Consider the following 25,286-nt stretch of genomic DNA (forward strand, 5'->3'; position numbering starts at 1 on the left):
GACTCTCGTGCAACCTACTATGGGTCAGTGGCCCCTGCTCCGTTGATGGGGGCCACAACACCTGCCGGATACACGTAGACCGCCCAGGATCCTGGGTCCTTGATGGCTCCAGCGGTTCGTGAATTCGGGTCCAGCAACCAATTCGATGGTGATGCAAAAAATACGATCCTGGATCTGATCGCGCTACTTGCAGTCCTCCACCGGGATCGCCCCGGAAGCAGCGCAGACGTCATCAGACCAGCGCCTGATCGCGCAACACATTTTCAATGAAACGTCACCATCAGCCGAGGGAAGTCCTACAGATGCCCACGCTTGTTCGCGCTGCCGTTTTGACCAAATACCTGGAAGCTACCCAGGACCTGGGATTCGACCCGCTCGACGTCATGGCAGTCGCAGGCCTGAACAAGGCTCAGCTGCAAGACCCCGAATCCCGCATTCCCATCGATGCCGCCGTGCGTCTGCTGGAAGATTCGGCCATCGCCAGCGGTTGCCAGACCTTCGGCCTGAGCATGGCCGAGTCGCGCCAGTTTTCGGACTTCGGCGTGGTCAGCCTGCTGCTCAGCCATCAACGCACCCTGCGCGAAGCGCTGCAGGTGATGGTGCGCTACCGTCATCTGATGAACGACTCGCTGGCCATCTTCGTTGAAGAGTGCGGCAAGATGGTGATCATTCGTGAAGAGATGGTCACCGAGTCGCCGATGCCCAGTCGCCAGGCCACGGAGCTGGCCATCGGCGTGACGTTCGGTCTGTGCTCGGCCCTGCTCGGCTCGCACTGGCGCCCTTACAGCGTCAACTTCATGCACCAGCCGCCGGACAACCTGTACCTGCATCGACGCGTCTTCGGCTGCAACCTGGAATTCGGCAGCGAGTTCAATGGCATCGTTTGCCCTGTCGCCAGCCTCGACATGATCAACCTCAATGCCGACCCGACCATGGCCCGTCATGCCCGGAGCTACCTTGACTCGCTGCAAAGCCCCAAGAGCACCTCGACGCTGTTCGAAGTGCGCAAGGCCATCTACCTGCTGTTGCCCATGGGCCGCGCCACCATAGAGCAGATCGCCCAGTCCCAGGGCATGAACGTGCGCACCCTGCAACGTCGCCTCAAGGACCACGGCTGTGCCTTCAGCGACCTGATCAACGATGTGCGCCGTGCCTTGGTACTGCGTTATCTGGAAAACCCGAATCACTCGCTGAGCCACATTGCCGACATGTTCGGCTTCTCCATGGCGAGCTCCTTTACCCGCTGGTTCATCAACCAGTTCGGCATGCCGCCGGCGGTGTGGCGCAGCGCGCAGAAACAGTCCGCTGTCCCAATACGCGAAGAGTTTGTCCCGCAATGCCCATGACGTCGCTATCGAGCAATCTACCATGGGACCGCAATCGCTCTGCTGATCGGGCAAGAGCGTATGCCGGGCACGCGTACCCCCACTTACCGAACCCGCAAAGACTGGATCAACAATAAAAAACGCCACCGTGTATCAAGGCACGATTTCACCTGCCCCGCCCACGGTCCGGCGATAAAGCATCGAAACGGAGACGCCATGCGAGTCGAACAACTGACCTGTGCCATCGGCGCGGAACTGCACAACGTGAACCTGGGTGACGCAGTTCGCGATGATGGCTTGTTCAATGAAATTTACGCGGCACTATTGAAATACAAGGTGCTGTTCCTGCGCGACCAGGATCTGGACAAGCTCTCGCGCCGCGATCACGAAGCATTTGCCATGCGCCTCGGCCAGCTTGAAACCCATCCGATGCTCCCCAGCCATCCGCAAGCTCCCGGTCTCGTGCAAATCTACAAGACCCCGGAGAATCCGGCGGATCGCTACGAGAATGCGTGGCACTGCGATGCCACCTGGCGTGAATCGCCTCCGATGGGCGCTGTACTGCGTTGCATCGAATGCCCCCCGACCGGTGGCGACACCATGTGGGCCAACATGGTGCTGGCATATGACAACCTGCCCATAGATGTGAAGCAGGATATCGACAGCCTGATCGCCAACCACAGCTTCAATTCCTCCTTTGCCGCCGCCATGCCAAAGGAGAAGCGCCTGGCGATGAAGGCGCAATACCCGGATGCCGAGCATCCGGTGGTGCGTACCCATCCCGAAACGGGCGAGAAGGTGCTGTTCGTCAATGCCTACGCTACGCATTTCGTGAACTACCACAGCCAGGGACGTGTCCGTGTCGGCCAGGACTACAACCAAAAAGGCGTCGACCTGCTGAAGTACCTGATTAGCCAGGCCTACAACCCCGAGTACCAGGTCCGTTGGCGCTGGAAGAAAAACAGCGTGGCGATATGGGACAACCGCTGCACCCAGCACTATGCAGTGATGGACTATCCACCCTGCCATCGCAAGATGGAACGCGCGGCCATTATCGGCGATAAACCCTACTGACCAGTAAAACGGCCCAGGGCCCGGGGATGCTGCTGAGCGTCTCCTTTGGGTTGATTGCAGCCCTTTCCGACAGGCATCAATCGGCCAAAAGCTGCCTGTAACCCCAATACCTAGAGCGCATTGATTTGCCTTTTGGCACTGTCACCATCGCGCGCGTATGGGCGCTGTTTGCGCCTATCCCAGCGTCGCCATCCATGCTTGCCAAAATCCTCGGTTCTCAAGGACAGCTTTCCAAACATGCAAAACAGAGATAATGTAATACCTATTACATAATAAGTTGCGATCTCTACATGAAAAAATGGCTGACTTTGATTCTAGGCCTACCCACCGCGAATGCCACCGAACGCATGCGAGCTTGGCGTGCCTTGAAAGCTTCAGGTGCTGCGGTCTTGCGCGATGGCGCCTACCTGTTGCCTGACACCGGTTTCTGTCGTGAAGTGCTGGCGTCTGTAGAGCGTGACATCCTTGCCATCAATGGCACCGCGTTCGTCCTGCCCGTCGTCGATCCTGATGGTGAGCGCTTTGTCGAGTGGTTCGACCGTAGCGATGACTACGGCAAGCTTCGTGCGGAGATCGAAGAATGCCGTGGACAGCTGAATGCTGAAAATGCGCTGGCGACGACCAAACAAATTCGTAAGCTGCGCAAAGCCTACGATCAACTGGTAAGCATCGATTACTTCCCAGGCAAGCCGAAGCAGCAGATCGATTCGGCGTTGCAGGAGCTAGAGACGGCGGTCAGTAGAGCCCTGTCACCGGATGAGCCACACAGCAGTAACCAACCAATAGCGGCACTCAATCCTGGCGACTATCAGGGCCGTATCTGGGCAACACGTAAGCGTCCCTGGGTCGACCGGCTGGCGTGTGCCTGGTTAATTCGCCGCTTCATTGACCCCCATGCTCAGATCCTCTGGCTGAACACGCCACAGGACTGCCCGGTAGATGCACTGGGTTTTGACTTCGATGATGCGACCTTCAGTCATGTCGGCAACCGCGTGACCTTCGAAACCCTGCAAGCCAGTTTTGAACTTCAGGAGCCAGGCCTGAACCGGATTGCCGCATTGGTGCACTACCTCGATATCGGGGGCATTCAGCCGGTGGAGGCTGCTGGCATCGAACGTGTACTGGCTGGTCTGCGCGAAACCATTCCCCACGACGACCATCTGCTGGCTGCCGCGAGTGCCATCTTCGACGGCCTGCTCGCCGGGTTTGTAAAAGAGGAACAACCCAATGAATAAGGTTTTCGCACCGGTTGTAGAGGAATTGTCGAGGCCAAAGCCGATCAGTTTGCGTGAGGCTTTCTGGTTCTGGTTGAAGCTGGGTTTCATCAGCTTCGGCGGGCCAGCCGGACAGATCTCGATCATGCACCAGGAACTGGTGGAGCGTCGGCGCTGGATCTCCGAACGACGCTTTCTGCATGCCCTCAATTACTGCATGTTGCTGCCTGGGCCAGAGGCTCAACAATTGGCGACTTACATCGGTTGGCTGATGCATCGAACCTGGGGCGGAGTTATTGCCGGTGCTTTGTTTGTACTGCCCTCACTGTTTATCCTGATTGCTCTGTCGTGGATGTACATCGCCTTCGGCGAAGTGCCCGTTGTGGCCGGACTCTTCTATGGGATCAAGCCCGCCGTGACAGCTATCGTGGTGCAGGCGGCCCATCGAATCGGCTCTCGGGCGTTGAAGAATAATTGGCTGTGGGCAATAGCGGCGGCGTCATTTACCGCAATCTTCGCGTTCAATGTCCCATTCCCGCTGATCGTGTTGGGTGCAGCTTTGATCGGCTATGTCGGTGGACGCCTGGCGCCCGAGAAGTTCAGAGCTGGCGGCCATAGCGCCGCCAAAAAGTCTTATGGCCCGGCGTTGATCGATGACGACACGCCATCCCCTGAGCATGCCCGATTCAGTTGGTTAAAACTGGTGCCGCTCGCACTGATCGGCGCCGCACTGTGGGCGTTGCCAATGGGGATTTTGACCGCCCTCTTTGGCTGGGAAGGCACCTTGACACAGATGAGTTGGTTCTTTACCAAGGCCGCGTTGCTGACCTTTGGTGGGGCCTACGCTGTACTTCCATATGTCTACCAAGGCGCGGTCGGTCACTATGGCTGGCTAACGCCGACGCAGATGATCGACGGCCTGGCTCTAGGAGAAACCACACCGGGGCCACTGATCATGGTCGTGGCTTTCGTCGGTTTTGTCGGAGCCTATGTCTTGCAAGTATTCGGCGCCGATCAAGTATTTCTGGCGGGAGCTGTGGCCGCCGCCCTGGTGACCTGGTTCACCTTCCTGCCCTCGTTCCTGTTCATCCTTGCGGGTGGCCCGCTGGTAGAGTCGACCCACAACGAACTCAAATTCACCGCACCGCTCACCGCCATTACGGCGGCCGTCGTCGGTGTGATCCTTAACCTGGCGTGTTTCTTCGGCTATCACGTACTTTGGCCGAAAGGCTTCAGCGGCAGCCTCGACTGGCCCTCTGCACTGATCGCCATTGCAGCGGCGATTGCCTTGTTCCGCTTCAAGCGAGGCGTCATCCAGGTCCTGATGGCCTGCGCGCTCGTCGGTTTGGCAGTACATCTGCTGCGCTAGACCGTACGAGTGGATTAACAGTCTTTGGCGGGCACCGGGCTCGCCAGATCACCCAGCCTACCGAGCTAGGCAGGAGGTGTTCCATGAGGTGGATTACCCGTGAACGGCCCAAGATTGACCGCATCGCCTGTCCCTGGCTGATCGCTCGCTTTATCGATCCGCAGCCCGAGTTTTTATACGTGCCCAGTGGTGACGTGCTGCGTTTAGCGGCGGAGAAAGACGCTGCGCCCTACGACATTCCCGGCGTAGAACTGACTCATGAGGGCGAGCTGTGCAGCTTCGACGCTTTTCTGAAAAAGTACCAGCTCAGTGAGCCCGCTTTGCAGCAGTTGGCCAGGATCGTCCGTGGAGCTGATACCTCCCGCCTGGATCTGACTCCGCAATCGGCTGGGTTGTACGCCATCTCACTGGGACTGTCGCAGCGATACTCCGATGATCATGAAATGCTTGCGCATGGACTGATCCTGTACGACGCACTCTATGCATGGTGCAAGGAATGCCAAGGTGAATCGCATAACTGGCCTCCACAAATGTGAGAAAGCCAGCTTGCATCAAAGCCCAGCCTCAAGCTGGGCTTTTGCCGTTTAGTGGCAGTGGTAGTCGTTCGTTTTATGGTTGCGATGGCAACCTTTTGAATCAGTACCGCCGCTGTGCGCGAAGGCAGCAACGGACGTAATCGAAAGTAAAGCGGCGATCAAAATGGCAGACAGTTTCATCAGGGCTTGCTCCATGCTCATGTTTTTTACATCCGTGAGACCTCTCACGCTTCGCAGCGTATGGCTAATTGCCTTCACTGGACAAGTGACTTCCTTACTCTCTCCCTGACATTCGATGAACGGCTGAGCGCCTGTTTCTTGAGCTGTCCCTGCCTCTGGTTTAGGATGGCTTTATATCCCCCTAGGGGGGATACAAAACATCTATAAACGAGAAACTCGTCGCTCTCTTTTTCGAGTAAAGCTCGACAACCAGATGGGCGTTCGCCTCTTCATGTGAGATTTCTCATGCTGAAAATCCTGGCCAACCGAACCTACCGTCACCTCTTCCTGGCCCAGGTGATTGCACTTGTAGGGACTGGTCTTGCCACTGTCGCGCTAGGCCTACTGGCATTCGATCTTGCAGGCGCCCAAGCGGGCGCTGTCCTCGGTACAGCGTTGGCGATCAAAATGACGGCCTACATCGGCGTTGCGCCGATTGCAGCGGCTTTTGCAGAACGTCTACCCCGGCGAACAATGTTGGTCTCGCTGGATTTAGTAAGAGCCTTGGTCGCGTTGGCTCTGCCGTTCGTGACGGAGGTCTGGCAAATCCATGTGCTGATTTTCGTCCTTCAGTCGGCCTCGGCGGCGTTCACCCCGACGTTCCAGGCGACCATCCCTGACATCCTGCCGGATGAAGACGACTACACCCGCGCCTTATCGCTATCGCGTCTGGCCTACGATCTTGAAAGTGTCGCCAGCCCAATGCTCGCCGCCGCGTTGCTGACGGTGATCAGCTTCCACAACCTGTTCGCAGGCACTGTCATTGGTTTCCTTGCCTCAGCGGCCTTGGTCGGCACAGTGCTACTGCCAAAGGCGAAGAAAACACCACGACGCAGCATCTACGAACGAACCACCCGTGGCATGTGCATATTCCTGGCAACGCCCCGGCTGCGAGGGCTGCTGGCTCTGAATCTGACGGTTGCGGCCGCCAGCGCCATGGTTATCGTCAACACAGTCGTGCTGGTACAGTCGCGCTTCGCTCTACCGCAAAGTTCTACGGCATTGGCGCTGGCCGCGTTTGGAGGCGGCTCGATGATCGCGGCTTTGGTCTTGCCTCGGCTGTTGAAAGACATCAAAGACCGGACAGCCATGCTGTCTGGCGGAGGAATCCTGGTCGCAGGCTTGGCAATTGGCATCAACCTGACCACCTACAACTTCCTGTTGCCTCTGTGGATGGTACTCGGCGTGGGCTATTCCCTGGCCCAGACCCCGAGCGGTCGGCTGTTGCGTCGCTCGGCACATGCCGAAGATCGCCCGGCACTGTTTGCCGCCCAATTTGCACTGTCCCATGCCTGCTGGTTGATTACCTACCCGCTGGCGGGATGGCTGGGTGCCAACATCAGCCTCACGGCGTCGTTTGTTGGGCTCGCTGTCGTGGCAGGTTGCGCACTGGTGGTCAGTATCGTGATCTGGCGTCCTGCGCATGACCAAGAGTCGATCAAACACACCCATGAGAACCTGCCGGTCGATCACACTCACCTCGACGGGCAGGATGGTGTGGATCACGAACACCCGTACGTGATCGATGATCAGCATCGCCGATGGCCAGATAGACGACCGTAAGTCCCTAAGATTTGCCAAGGCTGGTTGGTCAGTCTTCAGACCAGAAACCGTAGCGCTTGTAGCGCGGGCATGGCAGACCTAGAGGTACTTGGTGATCTGCTTGAAGGCTTCCAGTGGTGCGCGCTCACCATTGTTCAACGCCGAGACGGTGTCCTCCAGGCAGTGATCGATGTGATCCTGAATGAGCGTGCGCTTGGCTTGGCACACCGCTTTTTCAACAGCATGCAGCTGCTGGGCGATGTCCACGCACTGACGCCCCTCTTCGATCATGGTGATGATGCCGCGTAAATGGCCGTCCGCCCGTTTGAGACGCTTGATGATCGCTTCGTGACTTTGGTGGGTGTGGGGATGGCTGTGTTCGTGCTCACTCATAATTTGAGTCTTCGCGATTCATGAATAACGCGAATCTTATCCCCCCATGGAGGATGCAAGCAATCCAGTATCCGTCTGCACATGGGTATTAATCTGGGCGATCAATTTCTGGCTACTGCGACAGGCAGCTATGGGTCTACTGTGCCCCCTCACGACAGGCAGCAATCGGCCAGTAGCAGACCTGAAAACCCTTGGGCGTGTGTGGACTCCATCTGGTACACAGACAGGTTTGCTAGCATCCGTTTTTTGTATATTTCTGAGCTACCAGCATGCTACGGATCGCCGCCTTTTCCCTCCTGCTCACAATGGCTTCTCAATCGGTTCTGGCCGAACAAGTTTTCCAGTGTGGTAAAGCCACAGTCACTATGAGTGTCGACACGACCCTGCCATTACGATCGACTGAAGGCGCTGACGTCATACTGCGTGTAGAACGAGGTCCGCGTTCGACACTCCTACGGTACAGCAACGTCGATTTCATTGGAGGCACGTGCGACACAGGCGCGAGCAGCGCCCCACGAATCGTCTACCAAGCCGTATGCAGCGGTAGCGGTTGTTTCGATTTATCAAACTGGGGTGTTATCGATCCAGAGAGCTTGCAGGCATTACTCGTGCCTGCGGATGACAGCCTGGAACCTGCCACCCGCCTGCTCGGCCATCAGCCGGCGCTCAAGGGCGCAAAGATGAATGTGAGCGACGAAGCACATCGACTGGGATTGCCGACACCGTAGTGGCCGTTCAGCATGTCCGCTATGGGTCCAGGCTGTGTGAAAACACACTTGATATGTTCAACTGGGATACGCGCCTGGCTCACGCCGGCGTTCTGAATTCGGCACACTCGCCCTTGCGCTGGCCCTGGCCGCACTCGAGGCGTCATCGCAGACTATTCTTGATCTGGGTAACCGACCGGTCGCACCGAAGGAGGTCGCTCGTTTATGCACTGTGTCCTTTTCGAAATCCGCCGCGGTTCGATCTGATGCATGAAGGCAAATCGATCCGCGCCGTCATCGAGTTCCGATGAACTACCGGTCTGGGGCACAGCCCCAGGCACCTTTGTCTGACACCCTGAAACGGAGACGCCAGCATGAGTACCTTGCAACTTCACCCTGCACTGGACAAGGGTATCCAACCCGCCGCCGCGAATTTCACAGGTGGCACCCTGCAATGCCTGTGTGCGACCGACAAGGTCGAGGTCAAGATCGACGCACAAACCCTGCATAACCACGCGTGCGGCTGCAGCAAATGCTGGAAACCACAAAACGCGACATTCGCCGTCATCGCCGTGGTGCCTCGAGATAAGGTCAGCGTCATTGCCCACGGCGAAAAACTGGCGATTGTCGACGAATCCGCCACCATCCAGCGCCACGCCTGCAAGCAGTGTCACGCCCATCTCTTTGGGCGCATCGAAAACAAGGACCATGCGTTTTATGGCCTGGACTTCGTCCACACCGAGCTTTCGCCACAGAGCGGATGGGCTGCGCCGGGATTCGCGGCGTTCGTGTCCTCCATCATCGAAACCGGCACACCGCCAACGCAAATGAAGGCTATCCGCGAGCGCCTGCGCTCGATGGGCCTGGAACCCTATGACTGCCTGTCCCCGGACTTGATGGACGCACTGGCGACTCATGTCGCCAAACAGAAAGGCCTGCTCCCCGCCGCCTGATTGATCGGTCGCCGCGGTTTCTTTTCCGGACCGCGGCTGCGATTCACCTTTGATGTTGTGCGCCCCCGCTTGCCCGCGAAAGCTGCGCCGCGGGCAGGCCAGGCGCCTGCAGGTGACGTGACGACCTGGATCAATACTCGGGTTGAAGCTATACCGAAAGGGTTCAGAGTGGGGATGGACCACACGCTCGATTAGCGACTGAGGAGAACTTCGCGGTGTCGAATCAGCTGGTCATACGCAACATGACCCGTCCCGAGCTGGACGAGCTCGTCGATTGGGCTGCCCGTGAGGGTTGGAATCCCGGCCTTCACGATGCCGAGCTGTTCTGGGCTACGGACCCTGCCGCCTTCATCGCAGCGTACCAGGGCGGCGAATTGATCGGCGGCGGTGCCATCACCTCCTACAATGGCGAATTCGGTTTCATGGGTTTTTTCATCGTCCGGCCTGAGTATCGCGGTCAAGGCCTGGGCAATACCCTCTGGCACGCACGCCGCGAGCGACTGCTCGCCCGCCTGCGCCCAGGCGCGAGCATCGGCATGGACGGCGTCTTCGCGATGCAGGACTACTACGCCAAGGGTGGTTTCGTCTTCTCCCATCGCAACATGCGTTTTCGTGCCAATCTCACCGAACGCCCGACGACCTCGCAGGTAGACGGCCAGGACATTGTCCCGTTGGCCACCTTCCCGTTCGATCAGGTTGTCGATTACGACCGCACCTGCTTCCCCGCCGCGCGCGCAAGCTTCCTGAGCGGGTGGATAGCCCAGGCCGATGCACTCGCCGTGGGTTGCCGGCGCGAGGGTCGGCTAAACGGCTATGGCGTGGTAAGGCGCTGCCGGAAAGGCTACAAGATCGGCCCCTTGTTCGCCGATGACGCCCTGGCAGCCAATGCCCTCTACGCGCGCCTGGCGGATTTTGCCGAGGGTGGCCCGCTGTTTCTCGATGCCCCGGAGAATAACCCCGCCGCGATGGCGCTCGTGCACCAACAGGGCATGATCGAGGTTTTCGGCTGCGCACGCATGTACCTCGGCCCTCCTCCGGCGATCGCGCACGAACGTGTGTTCGGCGTCACGACCTTCGAGCTGGGCTGATGTCCACTCGCGACCTCATCGGTTATGGCGGCTGCCCACCCCACCCGCGATGGCCCGGTGAGGCGCGCGTCGCGGTCCAGTTCGTACTCAACATCGAAGAGGGCGCGGAGTCATGCATCCTCAATGGCGATGCCCAGTCGGAGGCCTGGCTTCACGAGCTACCGGGCCGCCCGCCGCGTGTGGGGGAACCGGACTTGAGCGTCGAGGGCATGTACGAATACGGATCGCGCGCAGGTGTGTGGCGCATTCTTGAGCTGTTCAGCGCCCGGGGCCTGCCGCTGACCGCCTTCGCCGTCGGCCGGGCACTGGAACTCACCCCGGCGATTGGCCATGCGCTCTGCGCTGCCGGGCATGAGATTGCCGGGCATGGCTACCGTTGGCTGGACTATCGCGACATGCCTGAAGACCAGGAGCGGCGCCATATTCGCCTCACCCTCGACGTGATCGAGCAGATCTGCGGCAAACGCCCCGTGGGTTGGTACACAGGAAGGGTCAGCCAGAACACCCGCCGCCTGTTGCGTGAGGAAGGCGGGTTTCTCTATAGCTCGGACGCCTACAACGATGATCTGCCCTATTGGCTCCCAGGCACGCCCGCCCACCTGGTGATCCCTTACACACTGGTCAACAACGACGCCCGCTATCTGCTGCCCAATGGTTTCGCCTGCGGTGAAGACTTCTTCCAGCTGCTCAAGGATGCTTTTGACCTGCTGTGGCTGGAAGGCGCGCAACACCCGAAGATGATGAGCGTCGGCCTGCATGGGCGGATCAGTGGCCATCCTGGTCGTGCAATGGCGCTGGCGCGTTTTCTCGATTACGTGCAAGGCCACGACGCGGTGTGGATCTGCCGGCGCGAAGAGATTGCCAGGCACTGGATAGCCCAATTCCCCGCCTGAGTGGTGAGTGGTTCGGAACGGCCTGAGCCACGCGGGTGTATCAACATCACCCTCCAATCACTACCCCTTTCGAGTAACCCACCTTGGTAATAGGCCGCTACGGCCTGCATCACTAACCTGTCCTCTCCCGAACATCATGGTCCTGAAGCAGGCCAGGAGTGTCACATTGTGTCGTTACCGCTCGTCTTTGAACCTCGGAATCAGCACCTGTCTGTCGGCCTGGATAACCACCGCAGCAGCTGATGCCCCCACCGTGCATGTGTACAACTGGTACGACTACATCGGTCCGACCACCCTTCAGGATTTTAAGCGCGACACGGGTATTGAGCCTGTGTATGACACCTTCGACAGCGGCGAAGTACTGGAAGCCAAGCTGATGACCGGCCATAGCGGTTATGACGTGGTGGTGGCCAGTAACTTCATCCTCCCCGCCCTGATCAAGGCCGGAGCCTTGCAGAAGCTGGACCGCAGCCAACTGCCCAATCTGAAACACATCGACCCGGTGCTTTTGGAAAAGCTTCGCGCGAACGACCCTGACAACCTGTACGCCGTACCTTACCTATGGGGCACCGACGGGATCGGCTACAACGTTGAAAAGGTCCGCGCCGTCCTCGGTGAGCAGGCACCGGTGCACTCATGGGACCTGCTGTTCAAGGAGGAGAACCTGGCCAAACTCAGTCAATGTGGGGTGGGAATTTTGGACGCGCCCGCCGAGATCATGCCGATCGCCCTGCACTACCTTGGTCTTCCTCCCAACAGCAGCAACCCCGATGACTACAAAAAAGCCGAAGCGCTGATGCTGAAGCTGCGCCCGTACATCACCTATTTCAATTCGTCGAAGATCGGCAGCGACCTGGCCAATGGCGATATCTGTGTGGCCCTGACCTGGTCCGGCGCGGTGTTCGGTGCCAAGCAAGCCGCCAACGAAGCCGGAAAAGGCGTGAAAATCGAATACAGTATCCCCGTCGAAGGTGCACCGCTGTGGTCCGATAACCTGGTACTGGTGAAAGACGGCAGCCACCCGGAGCATGGGCTGGCCTTCATCAACTACATGCTGCGCCCGGAAGTGATTGCGCCTGCCACCGATCTGGCGCTCACCGCCAACGCCAACAAAAACGCGAACGCGCTGGTCTCGGCCGAGGTGCAAGACAACCCGAACATCTACCCCTCTGCGCAGGTGATAGCCACGCTGTTCACCCTGCAACCGCAGTCCCATGCGGTGGATCGTATCCGTACGCGCTCCTGGAGCAATATCAAGAACGGCAACTGAGCCGACATCAGCGAGTTATTTCTGGCCGCGACCGAAGTCTGTAGAAGAAGCCATCATCAATGTCTTGCTGGCTGCCGATACCACCAAGGGCAATCGGCACGCTGCCAGGGCTAAATGCCGCCACCTTGCTCTACACCTTGCGTCAGGCCGGTTGGCCGGGGCGGAAACCGCCATTCACGACGGGCAGCTATCGGCCATTACAGCCAGTCGGAAATGTCCACGAAACCATGGGCGATTCACTCTGGGGCACACAGGCATTCAGCTTCCCTCCACCCTCGGTTCCCGACTGGGAGCGCGGCGCTTACAAAGTTGCCATTATCATTTGTCGTCCATCTTTGTTGACGATTGTGGCCGGCGCTCAGTGCTCTCTTCGGCGTTGGGCGCTTCTGGAAAACTCCCTGGCGTGAACACATGGGTCTGCAAGTCGCTGGCATCGACTTCGGCGACACCATGAACCGAACGGGCCAGCCCAATGGCCTGTTCACACTGTCTATGAGTGTTGACGCGGCCGCTTAACCCCACTATGCCCGCATGGGTTTTGACATTGATATGCAGGCTAAGGGCCGGATCGGAAAATGCCAGGGCCGACTTCACCTTGGCGGTAATCCATGCATCGTGAACGGCCATTTCCAGACCATGAGAGTAATGCTGGAAAGAGTGAATTTTCATGGCTGAACCCTCTCTCGCGTAATCAGACGTACTGTCCATCCCATTTGCTGTGCCGCCCTCTGCCTTTCAGGTGAACGCTATGGATACCTGATTCGTTTTGGAGCGCTCACCACGCAAACATTGACAGAAATTAATTATAGTACGGCCGTTGCCTGCGGTCAGAGCGCTGTCCCCGTGAACGTCCGCCTTGGTCGCTCTGTGCCAGGCGCAACACCTACAGAGCACTTAGCAGACCACAATCGGTCGATTCTGTTGAAAAAGTCGGTCCGCCCAAACTGCCTGCTCATTGGCTGGTGAAAACGCCTTTTTTGCGCGCTGGTACGTGAAATCCGAGTCCGGAAGCCTCTGCCAAAAGTAAAGATTTCAATCTCGGGCGCGTACTTTTCTGATGCGCAAACCATGGCCGACTTTTTCAACAGAATCGGTCAATAGCAGCCGTTCAAACAGTACAACAGGCCCAACAGTCTCAGGATAAGGCTGAATGGGATATCTTGTTGAGCTGTCGATCCGTTCAAAATTCCAGGGAAGTCAATGCTGAGTTCACTTGTATCGAATGGTCAGTCACTAACGGCTGACCGATCGGAACTGATGGCGCCATGGTGGAGCTTTACGAAAACAGCCTTGGCCGCGACCGCCCTATCGTTGGTGCGTGATGGGCTGGTCGGATTGGATGACCCGATCCTTGACCAACCTTTCACGTTGCGCCAGCTATTGCGGCATGAGGCAGGCCTCGCTGACTATGGCGAACTTGCGGATTATCACGCCGCCGTCGCTAACAATGAGGCAGCTTGGTCGGCAGGTGAAATGATGCAACGCCTTGATGGTGCTCGGCTTCGATATAGCCCCGGAACCGGATGGCGTTACTCGAATGTAGGCTACTTTCTCATAGGCAGGCTTATTGAACGGGTAACTGATCTGGCGCTTGAAGAGGCAGTGAGTCGATGTGCACTGACGCCTTTGGGTCTGTCGAGCGTTCGCTTCGCTAAAACGCGAGCAGACTTACAAGATTCCCACCTTGGAAACACATCAAATTATGACCCCGCCTGGGTATATCACGGCTTGCTGATCGGCCCAATTTCGCAAGCAGCGCTATTCCTGGATCGACTTCTCGCCGGACACCTCCTCCCCCCAGGCTTGCTCCAGGAAATGCAGACAGCAAAAACATTGGGCGGCCCGATTCCAGGGCGCCCATGGATTACACCGGGATATGGCCTTGGTTTGATGCAGGGCTCGATTGAAGGTGGCTTTACCCTATGCGGACACACAGGCTGCGGGCCTGGCAGTGTCATTGCCGTTTACCGTATCTGCGATGGCAACGCATCAGCCTGTTGCGCTGGTTTTGAGACGGGCGCCAGTGAAGGCGCCGTCGAAGCCCGCGTCGTTCGAAGATTGATGCAAGCCTTACATGAGGGTGCTGAAGGCGCCTAAATCCAGTTAGGGCCTGCCTGATGCTTTTTCGAGTGTCCGCTTTGGAAGGCTGCCTTTCGCGAGGCAACAGTCGGCCACAAGCGGTCATTCAATCTTGATCGAATCAACGAATGGTTTGGCGAGGAGGTAGTGAAGTTCAAGCCCATTGAAACCGATGCGTAGCCTCAAACGGGCCGGCCTTCAAGATGAAATCTGTGAGTTTGCGATTTTGGATACTCATCGCAGATTCCTCCCGGTTCGATCAATCCGCATCCCTCGTTTCGTGCGCTGCCCAGCGCGGGGTGAACTTTGAAGCACAAGTCCTCAGCAGGCTCCCCCCTGAAGCAGCACCTTCTGTTCGGCCCTAGGTTCGGGATACTGGGCTACCTTTTTGTACGGCCTCCGTTTCGGCGTTTTGCACCGTGCTTTGAATATAGCCATACAACTCCACGCAGGCATCGGTATACGCTTTGAGTGCCCTATCGGCCGCTTCACGGGCGGCGGGTAAATCTTCGGGAGCGGCGACTTCGCGGGCCACCAATGCCTCATACCAAGCTGCTTCGGCTATCTGTACCGGGCGCAGGCCTGGCTTGAGGTGTTCGCTGTCGATCATCGGCATGGCGGGGTTCCTTTCAGTACGTTATTCGTAACGCAGTGGTACTCGCTTGGCCAAAGTCACGCAGAGCGTACCTCTGTCGACCAACCTGTCAGTTGTCGGGCCAGATACGGCACACTTTTAGCTGCGCAGTATCGATGTTCAGGCTGGCCCCGATCACTGCGCGTGCTTCGTCTAAAGACAATACAATCAGCGGGGCTCTCATCCACTTTTACCGGACTCGTCATAGCACTGCTCCAAGGGTCAACTCCATCGCCAGTACAACGGACAACGCCAGCGTCATCACCAATGCGATAAACAACAGGCCCAACTCAGCAAGTTGCTTGTAAAGGGGCATCGGCCGCTTGGTGATTCGAGCAATTGATCTATTAGTAGAAGCCATCACCCATCCTCACATTTGCGTGGAACTCGCACCACGGGCTTGACTTGGGCAGCAAGGCGATGGAACTGCTCGGTGGTGTCGCTCGTTTCATTTTTCACCCCTCGCGTCATGCCGAATCCGGCGAGCCCCGCCGTCTCCTTGATGTCCGGGACGACAGCTGTTGCGGGTACCAAGGGCGGTGCAACTAATGAGCCATTTCAAAAGGGCGAAGAAAAAATTCAAATGAATTAACAAGCTGCGTCTGAGAGGTTCAAGCGAGAGAAAGGGCGAGGGGAATATTCCTCAAATTTGGTGGTGAACGCCTGGCTGGGTGGGGTGTAGTACCCCATTCATGGCGAGAGTAGCGACCCTGTTTCACCGACCGCTTTTGGTAGGAACTGTTTGCCCTGAGGCGACGTGGATTTAACTGGTCGAGAAGGGCCGCTTCAGTCGGTTTCAGCCGATCGTAGAAGACAGAAATCGGCCAGCAGGAGTCATTGAAACAAGACCGCTCAGTGGGGGAGCCTACTTCTAATCAGAGGAAGTAAGCCCCCAAAGTACTCACAGCAACGAGCCAAACTAATACAACGATCACTGCAGAAAACCTGTTCACTGGCCGCTTAACATGGTTTTTCTCCCACTCACTCGCTTTGAGCTGACAGTCCTCGAGCACCTGCGCTGGCATCAGCCGTATAGCGAGCAGAATGCCAAGCGGCAAAATTATCACGTCGTCCAGGTATCCAAGCACAGGAATGAAATCAGGAATGAGGTCGATTGGACTCAGCGCATACGCCACAACAAAAACCGAAATCCATTTGGGTAACCAGGGTGTATGCGGATGCTGATAGCAAAACCAGAGAACCATGGTTTGCCGCTTTAGCTTTCTGGCCCAGCCACGTAAACGATCAAGTATGCGTTTCATGTCGTAATTTTCAGCACCTGAAGGAGCGTGCCTGCAAGAGTAGCGCCTTAGGTGATTGACTGCTCCGGGTCGATTGCAGCCCTTCCCGACAGGCAAGCGGTCATTCCTGACCTCTGGCGAGCGGCCTTACGATTGCACTGCACGGGTTGCTGGCCTGACACCTGTGCATGACGCCCTGCAACCAGGCATCACTCCCTGTTCAGCACATCGATGATAGGGCAAGCTGCCCCGCCGTCGCCTGCATCGCACTCCTGCACCAGTCCGCCCAGCACCTGCCGCATTGCGGCAAGGTCGGCCATCTTTTGCTCGATCAGGGCCAGCTTGTGCACGGCCAGTGCCCGAGTCTCGCGACAAGTGCAGGCCGCATCAAGTGTCAGCAATGTGCCCACCTCATCCAGCGTGAATCCCAGCGCCTGCGCCCTTTTGATGAAGCGCAGCCGTTTGACCTGCTCCGGTAGATAGCATCGATAACCGCTGAGCGGCTTTGGTGGCTCATCCAGCAAGCCACGTCGCTGGTAATAGCGAATAGTCTCGATGTTCACCCCGGCAGCTTCCGCCAACTTGCCGATACTCAGCCCTGTCGCCATCACACGCCCCTTGATTCTGTACCCGGGTACGGAGTGTAGAGTGACTCTAGATTAGATCGATTCAATGGAGAAAACGATGGCTCAGGCTCCAGCGGAAACCGTCAGGCTCGACGTTCAGAACATGACCTGTCCGGTCTGTCCGATCGCGGTCAAGAGTTCGCCGGAGCAGTTGTCCGGCGTGAGTATCGTCAAGGTCAATTTCGCCGAGAAAATGGCCATCGTCACCTATGCCCCCAATACAGCCGATCCTGAGGCGTTGACCAAGGCGACGACGAAGGCGGGTTATCCCTCCACCGTGCACAAGTGAGGCAACCATGAGCGCCGTCATCCTCGAATCCGTGTTGACCTGCCCGCATTGCGGCTTCGCCAAGCAGGAAGCCATGCCCACGGATGCCTGCCAGTTCTTCTACGAATGTGGCAGTTGCAAAACCCTGCTACGCCCGAACCCCGGTGACTGCTGTGTGTTCTGTTCGTTTGGCACGGTGAAGTGCCCGCCGATTCAGGAGCAGCGCGGATGCTGTGGTACGGCTTGACCTAAGTTTATTCGGTTTATCAGACGCCCCTAACGCGCCTCAAACCGTGGTTATGGGAGGTCAGTGTCATGTGGAATCACTCTCTGGTGCTCGTGGTGGTCTACCTGACTATCACCCTCAGCATCGGCTGGTTGTATACCATTGCGCTCCTGTATTGGCTTTGATCCAATTGGTGACGGTCGGTCAATCCGCATTTGATACCGTTTTCGACAGGTAGCTTTGTCCCGATCGCAGTCGTTGGGGGAGTGACTGCAAAGGGTTGTGGATTCAACCGGTCGACGGCCCCCCCTAGCCAGAAGTGGACACTCAGAAACTCAACTGCGCACCAGGTAGGCCCCTGAGGGAACCCGATATCGCAACTTCTTGCATTTGCCGGGTGCAGGCTGATGCCCCGGCGAACGATCAGGAAACCAGATTCGGCATTTCCCCCCCCCAACATCTAAGCATGATCTGTTGCTGCACTTGACGCAGGGTAGAAAACAGCCAGGAGCAGCCATCAAGCCAGCAAACCTCAAAGGGGCCGCGCACTGACGCAGTTAGCTATTTAAGCAGCGGCCCCTAGAACTTTTCCCTATTTATCGGTCTATGTGGATAGGCACATCCGCTCGCTAAGCGCGAACTCGCAGGCTCCCCCGCAGCCGGATGGCCACACGTCCAGAAATCAATCAGAGGTTGTCTTCGCTCATGAAATTCCATGACCCACGGATGGTGCTCTTCGGCCTGTTCGCGTTCGCGGCAGTGGGCTCGGCATCAGCCACACAGATGAAGACCCCAACCCCTGTTTTGGCACCTGAAGTCGCGGTAGTTCAGGTTCCGGTCCAGGCTGCCGGCAACCCTTGGCCGACCTTGGCCAGTATGGCCGGCAAGCAGCCAGGGCCGTTGCTTGCCCATGACGACCGATACTGGCATGACGACCGCTGGCACTCTCGTAGGGACGATTGGCGCCGGGACGACTGGCATAGAGATAACTGGCGCAGAGAGCAAGCCCGCCGAGAAGCCGAACGCCGCCGTGATTGGGAGCGCCACCAGGACCGGGCCATGCGGTACCGCTACGAGGACGATCGCCGCTACTATCGTCGCTAGTGCGACGCCCCGCAGGCTAAAAACGTCGACGAGATACGGGCGCCTCGCTTTCGCCCTCCTCGCCGACGTTGAAGGCAACATGCAAACGCCGCCCTCCTCGACGTGCCGATGACACCGAATCAGCCACCCCATGCGAATGCCCACGAAGCAGGCATACATGTTATGTTATATCTTACATAAACATGAGCTGTCAGTCGCCACTGGCAGAGCCATCCACTCCCTGCTTGCGACATTCGATGACAACGTCTACTCACATCCCACCCATCACAAGCTTGAACCAACGCCTGCTGTCCATTGATGCCCTGAGGGGATTGGTAATCCTCCTTATGCTGTTGGATCACGTGCGCGAAACGTTCTTTTTGCACCGTCAGTTAGCAGACCCGATGGACATTGAGTCCACCGAGCCGGCGCTATTTTTCAGCCGCACACTTGCTCATTTGTGTGCGCCGGTTTTCATACTGCTCACCGGACTTTCCGCTTACCTGTATGGCCAAAGGCACCAGGGCAAGGGCGATGTGTCAGCCTTTTTATTCAAGCGCGGTCTGTTCCTGGTACTGCTGGAGTTCACCCTGGTGAATTTCGCCTGGACCTTTCAGTTCCCGCCTACGGCCATCTACATGCAAGTGATCTGGGCCATTGGCATCTGCATGATTGCCCTGGCCGGACTGGTCTGGTTACCCAGGTCCATGCTGTGCTGCCTGGGTCTGGTGATCGTGGCCGGGCACAACCTGCTGGATAATGTGCACTTCGCGACGGGTTCGCCCATGCATATACCTTGGGCGATTCTGCATGATCGCGGCTGGATCGAATTCTCCGACAGCTTGCGTCTGCGCACCTCGTATCCTGTACTGCCGTGGATCGGTGTGATCGCCCTTGGATACAGTATCGGCCCCTGGTTTGCTGGCCAGGTTTTGGCCGCGCAGCGTCAACGTAATCTGCTGCTTGCAGGGGCCGGGACATTGATCGGATTTATCGCACTGCGAGCGGTCAATGGTTATGGCGAGGCGCATTGGGTCGCCCATGAAGGCATCACGCAAACCCTCATGAGCTTCTTCAACATTACAAAATACCCACCCTCCCTGCTGTTCCTTTCGCTGACGCTGGGCATGGGCCTGTTACTGCTTCGTGCCCTGGAACGGGCCCGACAACGCAAGTGGGTCAATGCATTGGCAGTCTTTGGCGCGGCGCCGATGTTCTTCTACTTGCTCCACCTTTACGTACTCAAGGCACTGTATCTGGTCAGCGTGGCGTTGTTCGGATTGAACCAGGGAGTTTTTTTCGGTTTCGACAGCATTTTGGCTGTGTGGCTGACGGCGGTGCTCTTGGCTTTATCCCTGTATTTACCCGTGCGCTGGTTCGCGGCATTGAAGGCACGCCGTCGCGATATCAGATGGCTCAAATACTTCTGATCAGGACAATTGCTCAATAAAGGGGCCCCTGGAGAGTCCCTTTTTTTCAAGATGTCCCGTCCTGAAAAGCTTTATCAAAGCGGAATGAGGCGCCGTAAGCAGAATCCGGTAAATGGTTAGCGCCATCGTCCCGTAACCGCGAACGGAAAGTACCGCTCTGTGGCTGGGTACGATACAAACCACGTTTTTGCAGTTCAGGAATGACCAACTCAACGAAGTCCTCAAGACTGCCAGGGCTGATCAACGGGTTGAGCATGTAGCCGCTGGTGCCAGAAATACGGGCGTGCTCTTCGATGCGATCGGCCACTTGTTGCGGGGTTCCCACCAGAATCAGATCACTGCCCCGAGTGACGTTGGCAAAGCGCTGTTTGACATCGCCGGCGGTCAGGGGCTTGCCACTGCCATCGGGACGCATCACATAAGAAGTCATGCCTTCGGTGTGAGTGGACAACGCGTCGCTGTCCGCGTAGCGGCTGATGTCGATACCGGTATCACCGGCATAACTCACCAGTTGCGCCTGCAAGTGATAGTTGCTTTGTAGTTCGTCATATTTGCGTTGGGCTTCGATCTCGGTCCTGGCCGTGACGATGCGCAGTACCGTCAATGATTTAACATCTTCAGCGTGACGCCCCCGTGCCCTGGCCTGCGTCCATATATCTTCCAGTCCCTGGCGAATTTCCAGTGGGTTGGACTTGGCGATGAAAATCAGTTCGGCGTGCTTGGCCGCAAACTCACGACCACGGCCTGACCAACCGGCCTGGATCAGCAAGGGTGTGCGTTGCGGTGACGGGGACGTCAAATGCGGCCCGGCCACCCGATAATGCTCGCCAACATGATTGATCGGTCGCACGCGATCGCCCTTGGCATAGACCTGGCGAGACTTGTCGGCCACCACGGCATCGTTTGCCCAGCTGCCTTCCCAGAGTTTGTAGACCACATCGAGAAATTCTTCGGCGCGTTCATAGCGATCATCGTGCTTGATCATCTGCTCCAGGCCGAAGTTGCGGGCGGCGCTGGTCAGGTAGGAGGTGACGATGTTCCACCCGACCCGGCCATTGGTCAGGTGATCCAACGTGCTGAAGCGCCGGGCATGGGTGAAAGGATGCTCGTAACTGGTGGTCACTGTGACACCGAAGGCGAGGTTTTCCGTCACGGCGGCCAATGCCGGGATGATCATCAACGGATCGTTGGCCGGTGCTTCCACCGCCCACTTCATGGCCGCGTCGGCATTGCCGCCGAACACATCGTAGAAGCCCAGCACATCACCAAAAAACAGCATGTCGAGATGAGCCTGGTCGGCGATGCGTGCCAGGTTCGACCAGTAGCCCAGCGAGTTGATGGTCAGTCGCTCGTCTGCCGGATGCGTCCAGAGGCTTGGTGCGCCGCCACAGCCAACACTGGCTTGCTCGTATAACGCAAACAACAGAGGTTTTGGATCGGACATCGTAGTACCTGTAAAAAGTCATTAAACGGGCGGGTCAGTGCTGATGCTTGAAGCCCTTGCCGTAGTGGCGTTCAAGACGGTTCTGTATCAACTCCAGTCCAATGGACAGGAGCCAATAGATAACGGCCGCGGTGGTGAGCATTTCGATGTAGCGGTAGGACGAGCGACCGTACGACTGCGCCAGGAACATCACTTCCCAGACGCCCATCACCGATATCAACGAGGAGTCCTTGAGCATTGAAATGAACTGACTGGTTGTCGGGGGAATGATCGTGCGCATGGCTTGCGGCAGGACGATGTGCAGAAACGTTGCCGCAGGCCTCAAACCCAGAGCCATCGCCGCTTCGCGCTGTCCGGGTGCTACAGCCATGATGCCGGCACGAAAAATCTCGCTGAGGTAGGCACCGTAATTGAGCGACAGCGCAATGATCCCCGCGCTGATGGCGCCAGGAACAACACCCAACTGCGGCAGACCCAGGTAGATCAGCAGGATCTGGATCAGCAGCGGAGTACCGCGAAAAAAAGACGCATAGAAACTGGCAATGCCGAAAGCCACTGCACTGCGAGACAGGCGCGCCAACGCCGTCACGAAGCCAAGGAGCAACGAAAGCCAGATCGAGCAGAAGCACAAAAACAGCGTCAGCGCGGCGCCCTGCAAGAAACCGTCAGGCCCCAAATGCAGGCCGACCAGGTTGGGCAACTTCTGCACAATGATCGAGAACTTCAGATCGAAGCTCATGAAAAACATGACGCACAGGCCGAACAGCACTGCCCAGGTCAAATACAGGCGAGTGCGAAAACCCAGTAGCGGGCTGAAACGACGCGTCTGGGTTTCGGGGGCGACAGCCGCCTTGGCCGGGTGTGGATTGAGGGCTGTCATTGGCTGATATCGGCACCGATCCACTTCTGTGAAATCTTGCTTAATGTGCCGTCGGCCTTGAGCTGGGTGACGACCTCAGTGACTTTGGCATTCCATTGCGGATCGCCCTTTTCGATCGCTACCACGTTGGGCTCTGCATACAGCGTGTCGCCGGCAATTTTGAAGCGAGGATCCTGGGCGATGCGTTCGCGAGCGGTGATGAGGTTGGTGACCATGGCATCCAGGCGCACGCCCGTGCCCAAGGCCAGATCCTGGAAGGCTACCGTTTCGTTGTCGTAGGGCGCGACCTGGACGCTTTCGAATGGATAACTCAACGGCTTGTCCTCGGCGCCCTCGATCACCAGATCCTTGTTCAAATAGGCTTCATAGGTCGACGCGCTGATCACACCGACTTTTTTACCTGACAGATCCTTGCCTGTGACAATGTCCTTGTCTTTGGCATTCACCACGATCACGGCCGGGGACTGGTAATACTCCACCGGGAAGTCGAACACTTCGGCCCGTGCCTTGCTCGGGGTCATCGAGCAGACGCAGATGTCATATCGTCCGTTCCAGTGTCCGGCAGCGATGACATCCCAGGACGGTGTCTGCAGCTTCAACTTGACCCCTAGCCGTTGCGCAACGGCCTTGGCGACATCCACGTCAAACCCGTCCAGTTGGTTCTGTTCATTGAGAAAGGAGAATGGCGGATAGCTTTCCATCAGAACGCCGGTCAGCTCCCCGCTGCTGGTTACGCGATCCAGAGTGGCGCCCGCGAAAGCCGTCGAGCATGTAGCGAGTAATGCCAAGCCAAAAGGTAAAAGCGCCTTAGTGTTCACAGACAAGTGCTCCAATCGATTCAAAATGCTGAATAGATTAAAACGCACTATTAAAATACTTTGTACTTCATTTATGGAATATAAGACTGCGTTCAAGCTATATTGGATCCAGCGGTCCAGGCGCTTGCACCGCTGACGCTTGGTGGCAAGCAACACCCCGACCGATCCGTTCGGGGCGTTGCTCTTTCTTCATCGATAGCAATCGAGCAGGCGTGCGGCGACTTCCTTCAACTGCTCGTCCGCCAGACGATTGATCCCGGCAGCACGTTTGCGCCCGCCCCCCGTTGGAAACTGCCGGCAGAAGGCATCCGCTGCCAGTCCGGCCTCTTCCGGTACCCGCAGGCTGAACGCCCAGTCACCGTCCGCCCTGGCGCTGAGCAAGCCGATCGCCTTGCGCGGCGCACCGGCCGCCAGTTGGTTGGCCAACACGCCACTGACCCGCCGCGCCCAGGGTTGCGCGGGCAGGCGATAAAGCTGCGCGCCCCGGCCCTCGTGCCAGGGTTCAAGGCCTGCGGCTGCAGCCATGTCGGCGGCGTGGCCGATGCGCAGGGTGGTGAAGCTTGCGCTGTGGCGGATGAAATCCAGCGGGTCGTGGTAAGGCAGCAGCTCGGCGGCCAGCGCCAGCGGCTCGAAGTGCAGGTCCGACAGGCTGTCGCCATAGGCGTTGTAGTTGAGCAGCAGGCCTAACTCCTCCAGGGCCTTCACTTCATCGTTGTCCAGTCCATGCTGCGCCGCCAGCGTCCGTGCCGGCCCGGCCAGGCCGTCACCAAAGGCGGCGGCCAGCGCCCAGCGGTGATGACGCCCGTCCAGATAGGTGTTGACCAGCAGGCTGGTGCACACCTGGGCGGCAGTGTCGATGAAAGACTCGAATGCCGGGTGCCGCGGCAGTTCGCCGGCAAAGTGGTGGTCGAAGTAGCGTACCCGGGCGCCGGCGTCGAGCAGGCGCCGGGTGGCCTCGCGGTTCTGCTCGTGGGCCACGTCCAGCACCGTGACCCGCTCGCCGGGCCCGGCCTGGACCCGGCGCAACAACTCGATGTCGCGCTTGACCCCGCTGACCAGGCGTACCTGCGGACTCAGTTCGCCCGCCAGGCGCAACTGCTGCAGGGCGCAGAGACCGTCGGCATCGCCGTTGAAGGCGCAGTGATCGATTGTGTTCATCTGCCCTGCTCCTCAGTACATGACTTCGCCGCCGTTGGCATCGAGTTGCGCGCCATTGATCGCACTGGCGTAGTCCGAAGCCAGAAACAACGCAGCGCGTGCGCACTCCTCGTCGCTGCGCATGCGCCCGCCAGGGATGCCGGCACTGAACTCGGCGCGCACCTGTTCTTCGCTGACTCCCCGGGCGGCAGCCGTCTGGCGTACCAGGGCCTGCACCGGCTCGCCCCACATCCAGCCACAGGCCAGAGCGTTGACCCGCAAACCGTGGGCCGCCTGCTCGCTGGCCAGGTAGCGCACGCTGGCCGCCAGGGCGCTTTTCGACGCGGCATAGGCCGCCCCACCCTGATACGGCTTGCGCACCCCCAGGGTGTTGATCATCACGATCGCCCCCGCGCCCTGCGCGCGCATGGGCGCCAGCACCGCGCGGCTCATGTTCAGCGAGCCAAGCAGGTTGACCTCCAGCGCCTCGCGCAGCGGGTCGTTGTCCGCCTCGTCCACCGCCTGGAAACCGCCATGGGAAAAGGCGCTGTTGATCAGCGCATCGATACGGCCGAATTGCTCGAGGGTGGCTTCGGCGAAACGATTGCAGGCCTGCACATCGGTGATGTCGGTGGCCACGCACAGCACTTGGCAATGCCCGGCGACCGCCTTGATGCGCTGTTGCGCCTCAAGCAGGCGGCCCATGTCGCGGGCGCCGATGGCCACGGCCCGCGCCCCTTCGCGCGCGGCCTCCAGGGCCAGTTTGATACCCAGCCCGGGGCCGACGCCCGAGACCATCACGACTTTGTCTTTAAGCAGCATGGGATGAATCCTCTT

At 58.2% G+C, this 25,286-nt stretch carries 26 protein-coding genes and 1 pseudogene; 14 read left to right on the top strand and 13 right to left on the bottom strand.

Features of this window, described 5'->3' with window-relative positions; all coding sequences use genetic code 11:
• Window positions 1–302 precede the first annotated feature (302 nt).
• From AC3IP0_RS15920 to AC3IP0_RS15940, 5 genes are all read left to right on the top strand, one after another.
• A complete protein-coding gene (locus AC3IP0_RS15920) occupies window positions 303–1,346 on the top strand; it encodes an AraC family transcriptional regulator (RefSeq protein WP_489316074.1) in 1,044 nt (347 codons plus the stop codon).
• Between the two features lie 195 nt (window positions 1,347–1,541).
• A complete protein-coding gene (locus tag AC3IP0_RS15925) occupies window positions 1,542–2,399 on the top strand; it encodes a TauD/TfdA dioxygenase family protein (protein WP_489316075.1) in 858 nt (285 codons plus the stop codon).
• A 290-nt stretch (window positions 2,400–2,689) separates the two neighbouring features.
• Window positions 2,690–3,634 carry a chromate resistance protein ChrB domain-containing protein gene (locus AC3IP0_RS15930; protein ID WP_489316076.1) on the top strand — a complete coding sequence of 315 codons (945 nt, stop codon included), beginning with the start codon at window positions 2,690–2,692 and terminating at the stop codon, window positions 3,632–3,634.
• On the top strand, window positions 3,627–4,982 hold the full coding sequence (chrA, locus tag AC3IP0_RS15935) for a chromate efflux transporter (RefSeq protein WP_489316077.1): 1,356 nt from the start codon (window positions 3,627–3,629) through the stop codon (window positions 4,980–4,982). Before AC3IP0_RS15930 ends, chrA begins: the two co-directional genes overlap by 8 nt.
• 83 nt (window positions 4,983–5,065) lie before the next feature.
• The gene (locus tag AC3IP0_RS15940) at window positions 5,066–5,518 is read left to right on the top strand and encodes a chromate resistance protein ChrB domain-containing protein (RefSeq protein ID WP_489316078.1); all 453 of its coding nucleotides are present in this window, start codon (window positions 5,066–5,068) and stop codon (window positions 5,516–5,518) included.
• Window positions 5,519–5,566: 48 nt separating this feature from the next.
• Here the strand turns inward: AC3IP0_RS15940 and AC3IP0_RS15945 are convergent, their stop codons facing one another.
• A complete protein-coding gene (locus AC3IP0_RS15945) occupies window positions 5,567–5,719 on the bottom strand; it encodes a YHYH domain-containing protein (RefSeq protein ID WP_020797664.1) in 153 nt (50 codons plus the stop codon).
• A gap of 264 nt (window positions 5,720–5,983) precedes the next feature.
• Here AC3IP0_RS15945 and AC3IP0_RS15950 point away from each other — a divergent pair, with 264 nt between their 5' ends.
• Window positions 5,984–7,300, top strand: a complete 1,317-nt coding sequence (locus AC3IP0_RS15950; RefSeq protein WP_489316079.1) for an MFS transporter — start codon at window positions 5,984–5,986, stop codon at window positions 7,298–7,300.
• A gap of 78 nt (window positions 7,301–7,378) precedes the next feature.
• On the opposite strand, the gene AC3IP0_RS15955 is transcribed toward AC3IP0_RS15950, so the two are convergent.
• A complete protein-coding gene (locus AC3IP0_RS15955; protein ID WP_038983794.1) occupies window positions 7,379–7,672 on the bottom strand; it encodes a metal-sensing transcriptional repressor in 294 nt (97 codons plus the stop codon).
• Between the two features lie 1,081 nt (window positions 7,673–8,753).
• Here AC3IP0_RS15955 and gfa point away from each other — a divergent pair.
• The 4 genes from gfa (at window position 8,754) to AC3IP0_RS15975 (ending at window position 12,583) form a co-directional block, all read left to right on the top strand.
• Entirely contained in the window at window positions 8,754–9,332 is a 579-nt protein-coding gene (gene gfa / locus AC3IP0_RS15960) for an S-(hydroxymethyl)glutathione synthase (RefSeq protein WP_489316080.1), read from the top strand.
• A 215-nt stretch (window positions 9,333–9,547) separates the two neighbouring features.
• The gene (locus AC3IP0_RS15965) at window positions 9,548–10,420 is read left to right on the top strand and encodes a GNAT family N-acetyltransferase (RefSeq protein WP_489316081.1); all 873 of its coding nucleotides are present in this window, start codon (window positions 9,548–9,550) and stop codon (window positions 10,418–10,420) included.
• Complete coding sequence (gene puuE, locus AC3IP0_RS15970) at window positions 10,420–11,313, top strand: allantoinase PuuE (protein WP_489316082.1); 894 nt, start codon at window positions 10,420–10,422, stop codon at window positions 11,311–11,313. The genes AC3IP0_RS15965 and puuE overlap by 1 nt, the downstream gene beginning before the upstream one ends.
• A 166-nt stretch (window positions 11,314–11,479) precedes the next feature.
• Complete coding sequence (locus tag AC3IP0_RS15975; RefSeq protein WP_489316083.1) at window positions 11,480–12,583, top strand: polyamine ABC transporter substrate-binding protein; 1,104 nt, start codon at window positions 11,480–11,482, stop codon at window positions 12,581–12,583.
• A gap of 318 nt (window positions 12,584–12,901) precedes the next feature.
• On the opposite strand, the gene AC3IP0_RS15980 is transcribed toward AC3IP0_RS15975, so the two are convergent.
• On the bottom strand, window positions 12,902–13,252 hold the full coding sequence (locus AC3IP0_RS15980) for a BON domain-containing protein (protein ID WP_489316084.1): 351 nt from the start codon (window positions 13,250–13,252) through the stop codon (window positions 12,902–12,904).
• Between the two features lie 531 nt (window positions 13,253–13,783).
• On the opposite strand from AC3IP0_RS15980, the gene AC3IP0_RS15985 reads away from it, so the two are divergent.
• On the top strand, window positions 13,784–14,680 hold the full coding sequence (locus tag AC3IP0_RS15985) for a serine hydrolase domain-containing protein (protein WP_489316085.1): 897 nt from the start codon (window positions 13,784–13,786) through the stop codon (window positions 14,678–14,680).
• Between the two features lie 343 nt (window positions 14,681–15,023).
• On the opposite strand, the gene AC3IP0_RS15990 is transcribed toward AC3IP0_RS15985, so the two are convergent.
• The 4 genes from AC3IP0_RS15990 to merR form a co-directional block, all read right to left on the bottom strand.
• Window positions 15,024–15,278, bottom strand: a complete 255-nt coding sequence (locus tag AC3IP0_RS15990; protein WP_489316086.1) for a hypothetical protein — start codon at window positions 15,276–15,278, stop codon at window positions 15,024–15,026.
• A gap of 220 nt (window positions 15,279–15,498) precedes the next feature.
• A complete protein-coding gene (locus AC3IP0_RS15995) occupies window positions 15,499–15,657 on the bottom strand; it encodes a hypothetical protein (protein ID WP_489325247.1) in 159 nt (52 codons plus the stop codon).
• A gap of 514 nt (window positions 15,658–16,171) precedes the next feature.
• Window positions 16,172–16,558, bottom strand: coding sequence for a YkvA family protein (locus tag AC3IP0_RS16000; RefSeq protein ID WP_489316087.1), 387 nt, complete (start codon window positions 16,556–16,558; stop codon window positions 16,172–16,174).
• A 188-nt stretch (window positions 16,559–16,746) separates the two neighbouring features.
• The gene (gene merR / locus AC3IP0_RS16005; RefSeq protein WP_489316088.1) at window positions 16,747–17,145 is read right to left on the bottom strand and encodes a mercury resistance transcriptional regulator MerR; all 399 of its coding nucleotides are present in this window, start codon (window positions 17,143–17,145) and stop codon (window positions 16,747–16,749) included.
• 76 nt (window positions 17,146–17,221) lie between these two features.
• On the opposite strand from merR, the gene AC3IP0_RS16010 reads away from it, so the two are divergent.
• Window positions 17,222–17,452: a heavy-metal-associated domain-containing protein gene (locus AC3IP0_RS16010; RefSeq protein ID WP_489316089.1), complete on the top strand. Its 231-nt coding sequence runs from the start codon at window positions 17,222–17,224 to the stop codon at window positions 17,450–17,452.
• Window positions 17,453–17,459: 7 nt separating this feature from the next.
• Window positions 17,460–17,678: a GDCCVxC domain-containing (seleno)protein gene (locus AC3IP0_RS16015; protein WP_489316090.1), complete on the top strand. Its 219-nt coding sequence runs from the start codon at window positions 17,460–17,462 to the stop codon at window positions 17,676–17,678.
• Window positions 17,679–17,992: 314 nt separating this feature from the next.
• Here AC3IP0_RS16015 and AC3IP0_RS16020 read toward each other — a convergent pair.
• Window positions 17,993–18,106, bottom strand: a pseudogene (locus AC3IP0_RS16020) (tetratricopeptide repeat protein); the annotation flags it as partial.
• Between the two features lie 891 nt (window positions 18,107–18,997).
• On the opposite strand from AC3IP0_RS16020, the gene AC3IP0_RS16025 reads away from it, so the two are divergent.
• Complete coding sequence (locus AC3IP0_RS16025) at window positions 18,998–20,170, top strand: acetyltransferase domain-containing protein (protein WP_489325249.1); 1,173 nt, start codon at window positions 18,998–19,000, stop codon at window positions 20,168–20,170.
• Between the two features lie 46 nt (window positions 20,171–20,216).
• Here AC3IP0_RS16025 and AC3IP0_RS16030 read toward each other — a convergent pair whose 3' ends face one another.
• The 5 genes from AC3IP0_RS16030 to AC3IP0_RS16050 all read right to left on the bottom strand — a co-directional run bounded on the left by AC3IP0_RS16030 (window position 20,217) and on the right by AC3IP0_RS16050 (window position 25,271).
• The gene (locus AC3IP0_RS16030; RefSeq protein ID WP_489325251.1) at window positions 20,217–21,614 is read right to left on the bottom strand and encodes an LLM class flavin-dependent oxidoreductase; all 1,398 of its coding nucleotides are present in this window, start codon (window positions 21,612–21,614) and stop codon (window positions 20,217–20,219) included.
• 34 nt (window positions 21,615–21,648) lie between these two features.
• On the bottom strand, window positions 21,649–22,494 hold the full coding sequence (locus AC3IP0_RS16035; protein WP_489325253.1) for an amino acid ABC transporter permease: 846 nt from the start codon (window positions 22,492–22,494) through the stop codon (window positions 21,649–21,651).
• Window positions 22,491–23,312 (bottom strand): ABC transporter substrate-binding protein, encoded by an 822-nt coding sequence (locus AC3IP0_RS16040; RefSeq protein WP_046038301.1) that lies wholly within the window; start codon window positions 23,310–23,312, stop codon window positions 22,491–22,493. Before AC3IP0_RS16040 ends, AC3IP0_RS16035 begins: the two co-directional genes overlap by 4 nt.
• Window positions 23,313–23,501: 189 nt before the next feature.
• The gene (locus tag AC3IP0_RS16045; RefSeq protein ID WP_489325256.1) at window positions 23,502–24,470 is read right to left on the bottom strand and encodes a DHH family phosphoesterase; all 969 of its coding nucleotides are present in this window, start codon (window positions 24,468–24,470) and stop codon (window positions 23,502–23,504) included.
• A 12-nt stretch (window positions 24,471–24,482) separates the two neighbouring features.
• Window positions 24,483–25,271, bottom strand: coding sequence for an SDR family oxidoreductase (locus tag AC3IP0_RS16050; protein ID WP_489325258.1), 789 nt, complete (start codon window positions 25,269–25,271; stop codon window positions 24,483–24,485).
• Window positions 25,272–25,286 lie beyond the last annotated feature (15 nt).

The sequence above is a fragment of the Pseudomonas sp. GL_103 genome, assembly GCF_057835175.1.

What these genes read in the sequence shown, in the direction of transcription:
- AC3IP0_RS15920 (WP_489316074.1), top strand. Translation starts at nt 303, where the DNA reads ATGCCCACGCTTGTTCGCGCTGCCGTTTTGACCAAATACCTGGAAGCT.
- AC3IP0_RS15925 (WP_489316075.1), top strand. Translation starts at nt 1,542, where the DNA reads ATGCGAGTCGAACAACTGACCTGTGCCATCGGCGCGGAACTGCACAAC.
- AC3IP0_RS15930 (WP_489316076.1), top strand. Translation starts at nt 2,690, where the DNA reads ATGAAAAAATGGCTGACTTTGATTCTAGGCCTACCCACCGCGAATGCC.
- chrA (WP_489316077.1), top strand. Translation starts at nt 3,627, where the DNA reads ATGAATAAGGTTTTCGCACCGGTTGTAGAGGAATTGTCGAGGCCAAAG.
- AC3IP0_RS15940 (WP_489316078.1), top strand. Translation starts at nt 5,066, where the DNA reads ATGAGGTGGATTACCCGTGAACGGCCCAAGATTGACCGCATCGCCTGT.
- AC3IP0_RS15945 (WP_020797664.1), bottom strand. Translation starts at nt 5,719, where the DNA reads ATGAGCATGGAGCAAGCCCTGATGAAACTGTCTGCCATTTTGATCGCC.
- AC3IP0_RS15950 (WP_489316079.1), top strand. Translation starts at nt 5,984, where the DNA reads ATGCTGAAAATCCTGGCCAACCGAACCTACCGTCACCTCTTCCTGGCC.
- AC3IP0_RS15955 (WP_038983794.1), bottom strand. Translation starts at nt 7,672, where the DNA reads ATGAGTGAGCACGAACACAGCCATCCCCACACCCACCAAAGTCACGAA.
- gfa (WP_489316080.1), top strand. Translation starts at nt 8,754, where the DNA reads ATGAGTACCTTGCAACTTCACCCTGCACTGGACAAGGGTATCCAACCC.
- puuE (WP_489316082.1), top strand. Translation starts at nt 10,420, where the DNA reads ATGTCCACTCGCGACCTCATCGGTTATGGCGGCTGCCCACCCCACCCG.
- AC3IP0_RS15980 (WP_489316084.1), bottom strand. Translation starts at nt 13,252, where the DNA reads ATGAAAATTCACTCTTTCCAGCATTACTCTCATGGTCTGGAAATGGCC.
- AC3IP0_RS15985 (WP_489316085.1), top strand. Translation starts at nt 13,784, where the DNA reads ATGCTGAGTTCACTTGTATCGAATGGTCAGTCACTAACGGCTGACCGA.
- AC3IP0_RS15990 (WP_489316086.1), bottom strand. Translation starts at nt 15,278, where the DNA reads ATGCCGATGATCGACAGCGAACACCTCAAGCCAGGCCTGCGCCCGGTA.
- AC3IP0_RS15995 (WP_489325247.1), bottom strand. Translation starts at nt 15,657, where the DNA reads ATGGCTTCTACTAATAGATCAATTGCTCGAATCACCAAGCGGCCGATG.
- AC3IP0_RS16000 (WP_489316087.1), bottom strand. Translation starts at nt 16,558, where the DNA reads ATGAAACGCATACTTGATCGTTTACGTGGCTGGGCCAGAAAGCTAAAG.
- merR (WP_489316088.1), bottom strand. Translation starts at nt 17,145, where the DNA reads ATGGCGACAGGGCTGAGTATCGGCAAGTTGGCGGAAGCTGCCGGGGTG.
- AC3IP0_RS16010 (WP_489316089.1), top strand. Translation starts at nt 17,222, where the DNA reads ATGGCTCAGGCTCCAGCGGAAACCGTCAGGCTCGACGTTCAGAACATG.
- AC3IP0_RS16015 (WP_489316090.1), top strand. Translation starts at nt 17,460, where the DNA reads ATGAGCGCCGTCATCCTCGAATCCGTGTTGACCTGCCCGCATTGCGGC.
- AC3IP0_RS16025 (WP_489325249.1), top strand. Translation starts at nt 18,998, where the DNA reads ATGACAACGTCTACTCACATCCCACCCATCACAAGCTTGAACCAACGC.
- AC3IP0_RS16030 (WP_489325251.1), bottom strand. Translation starts at nt 21,614, where the DNA reads ATGTCCGATCCAAAACCTCTGTTGTTTGCGTTATACGAGCAAGCCAGT.
- AC3IP0_RS16035 (WP_489325253.1), bottom strand. Translation starts at nt 22,494, where the DNA reads ATGACAGCCCTCAATCCACACCCGGCCAAGGCGGCTGTCGCCCCCGAA.
- AC3IP0_RS16045 (WP_489325256.1), bottom strand. Translation starts at nt 24,470, where the DNA reads ATGAACACAATCGATCACTGCGCCTTCAACGGCGATGCCGACGGTCTC.
- AC3IP0_RS16050 (WP_489325258.1), bottom strand. Translation starts at nt 25,271, where the DNA reads ATGCTGCTTAAAGACAAAGTCGTGATGGTCTCGGGCGTCGGCCCCGGG.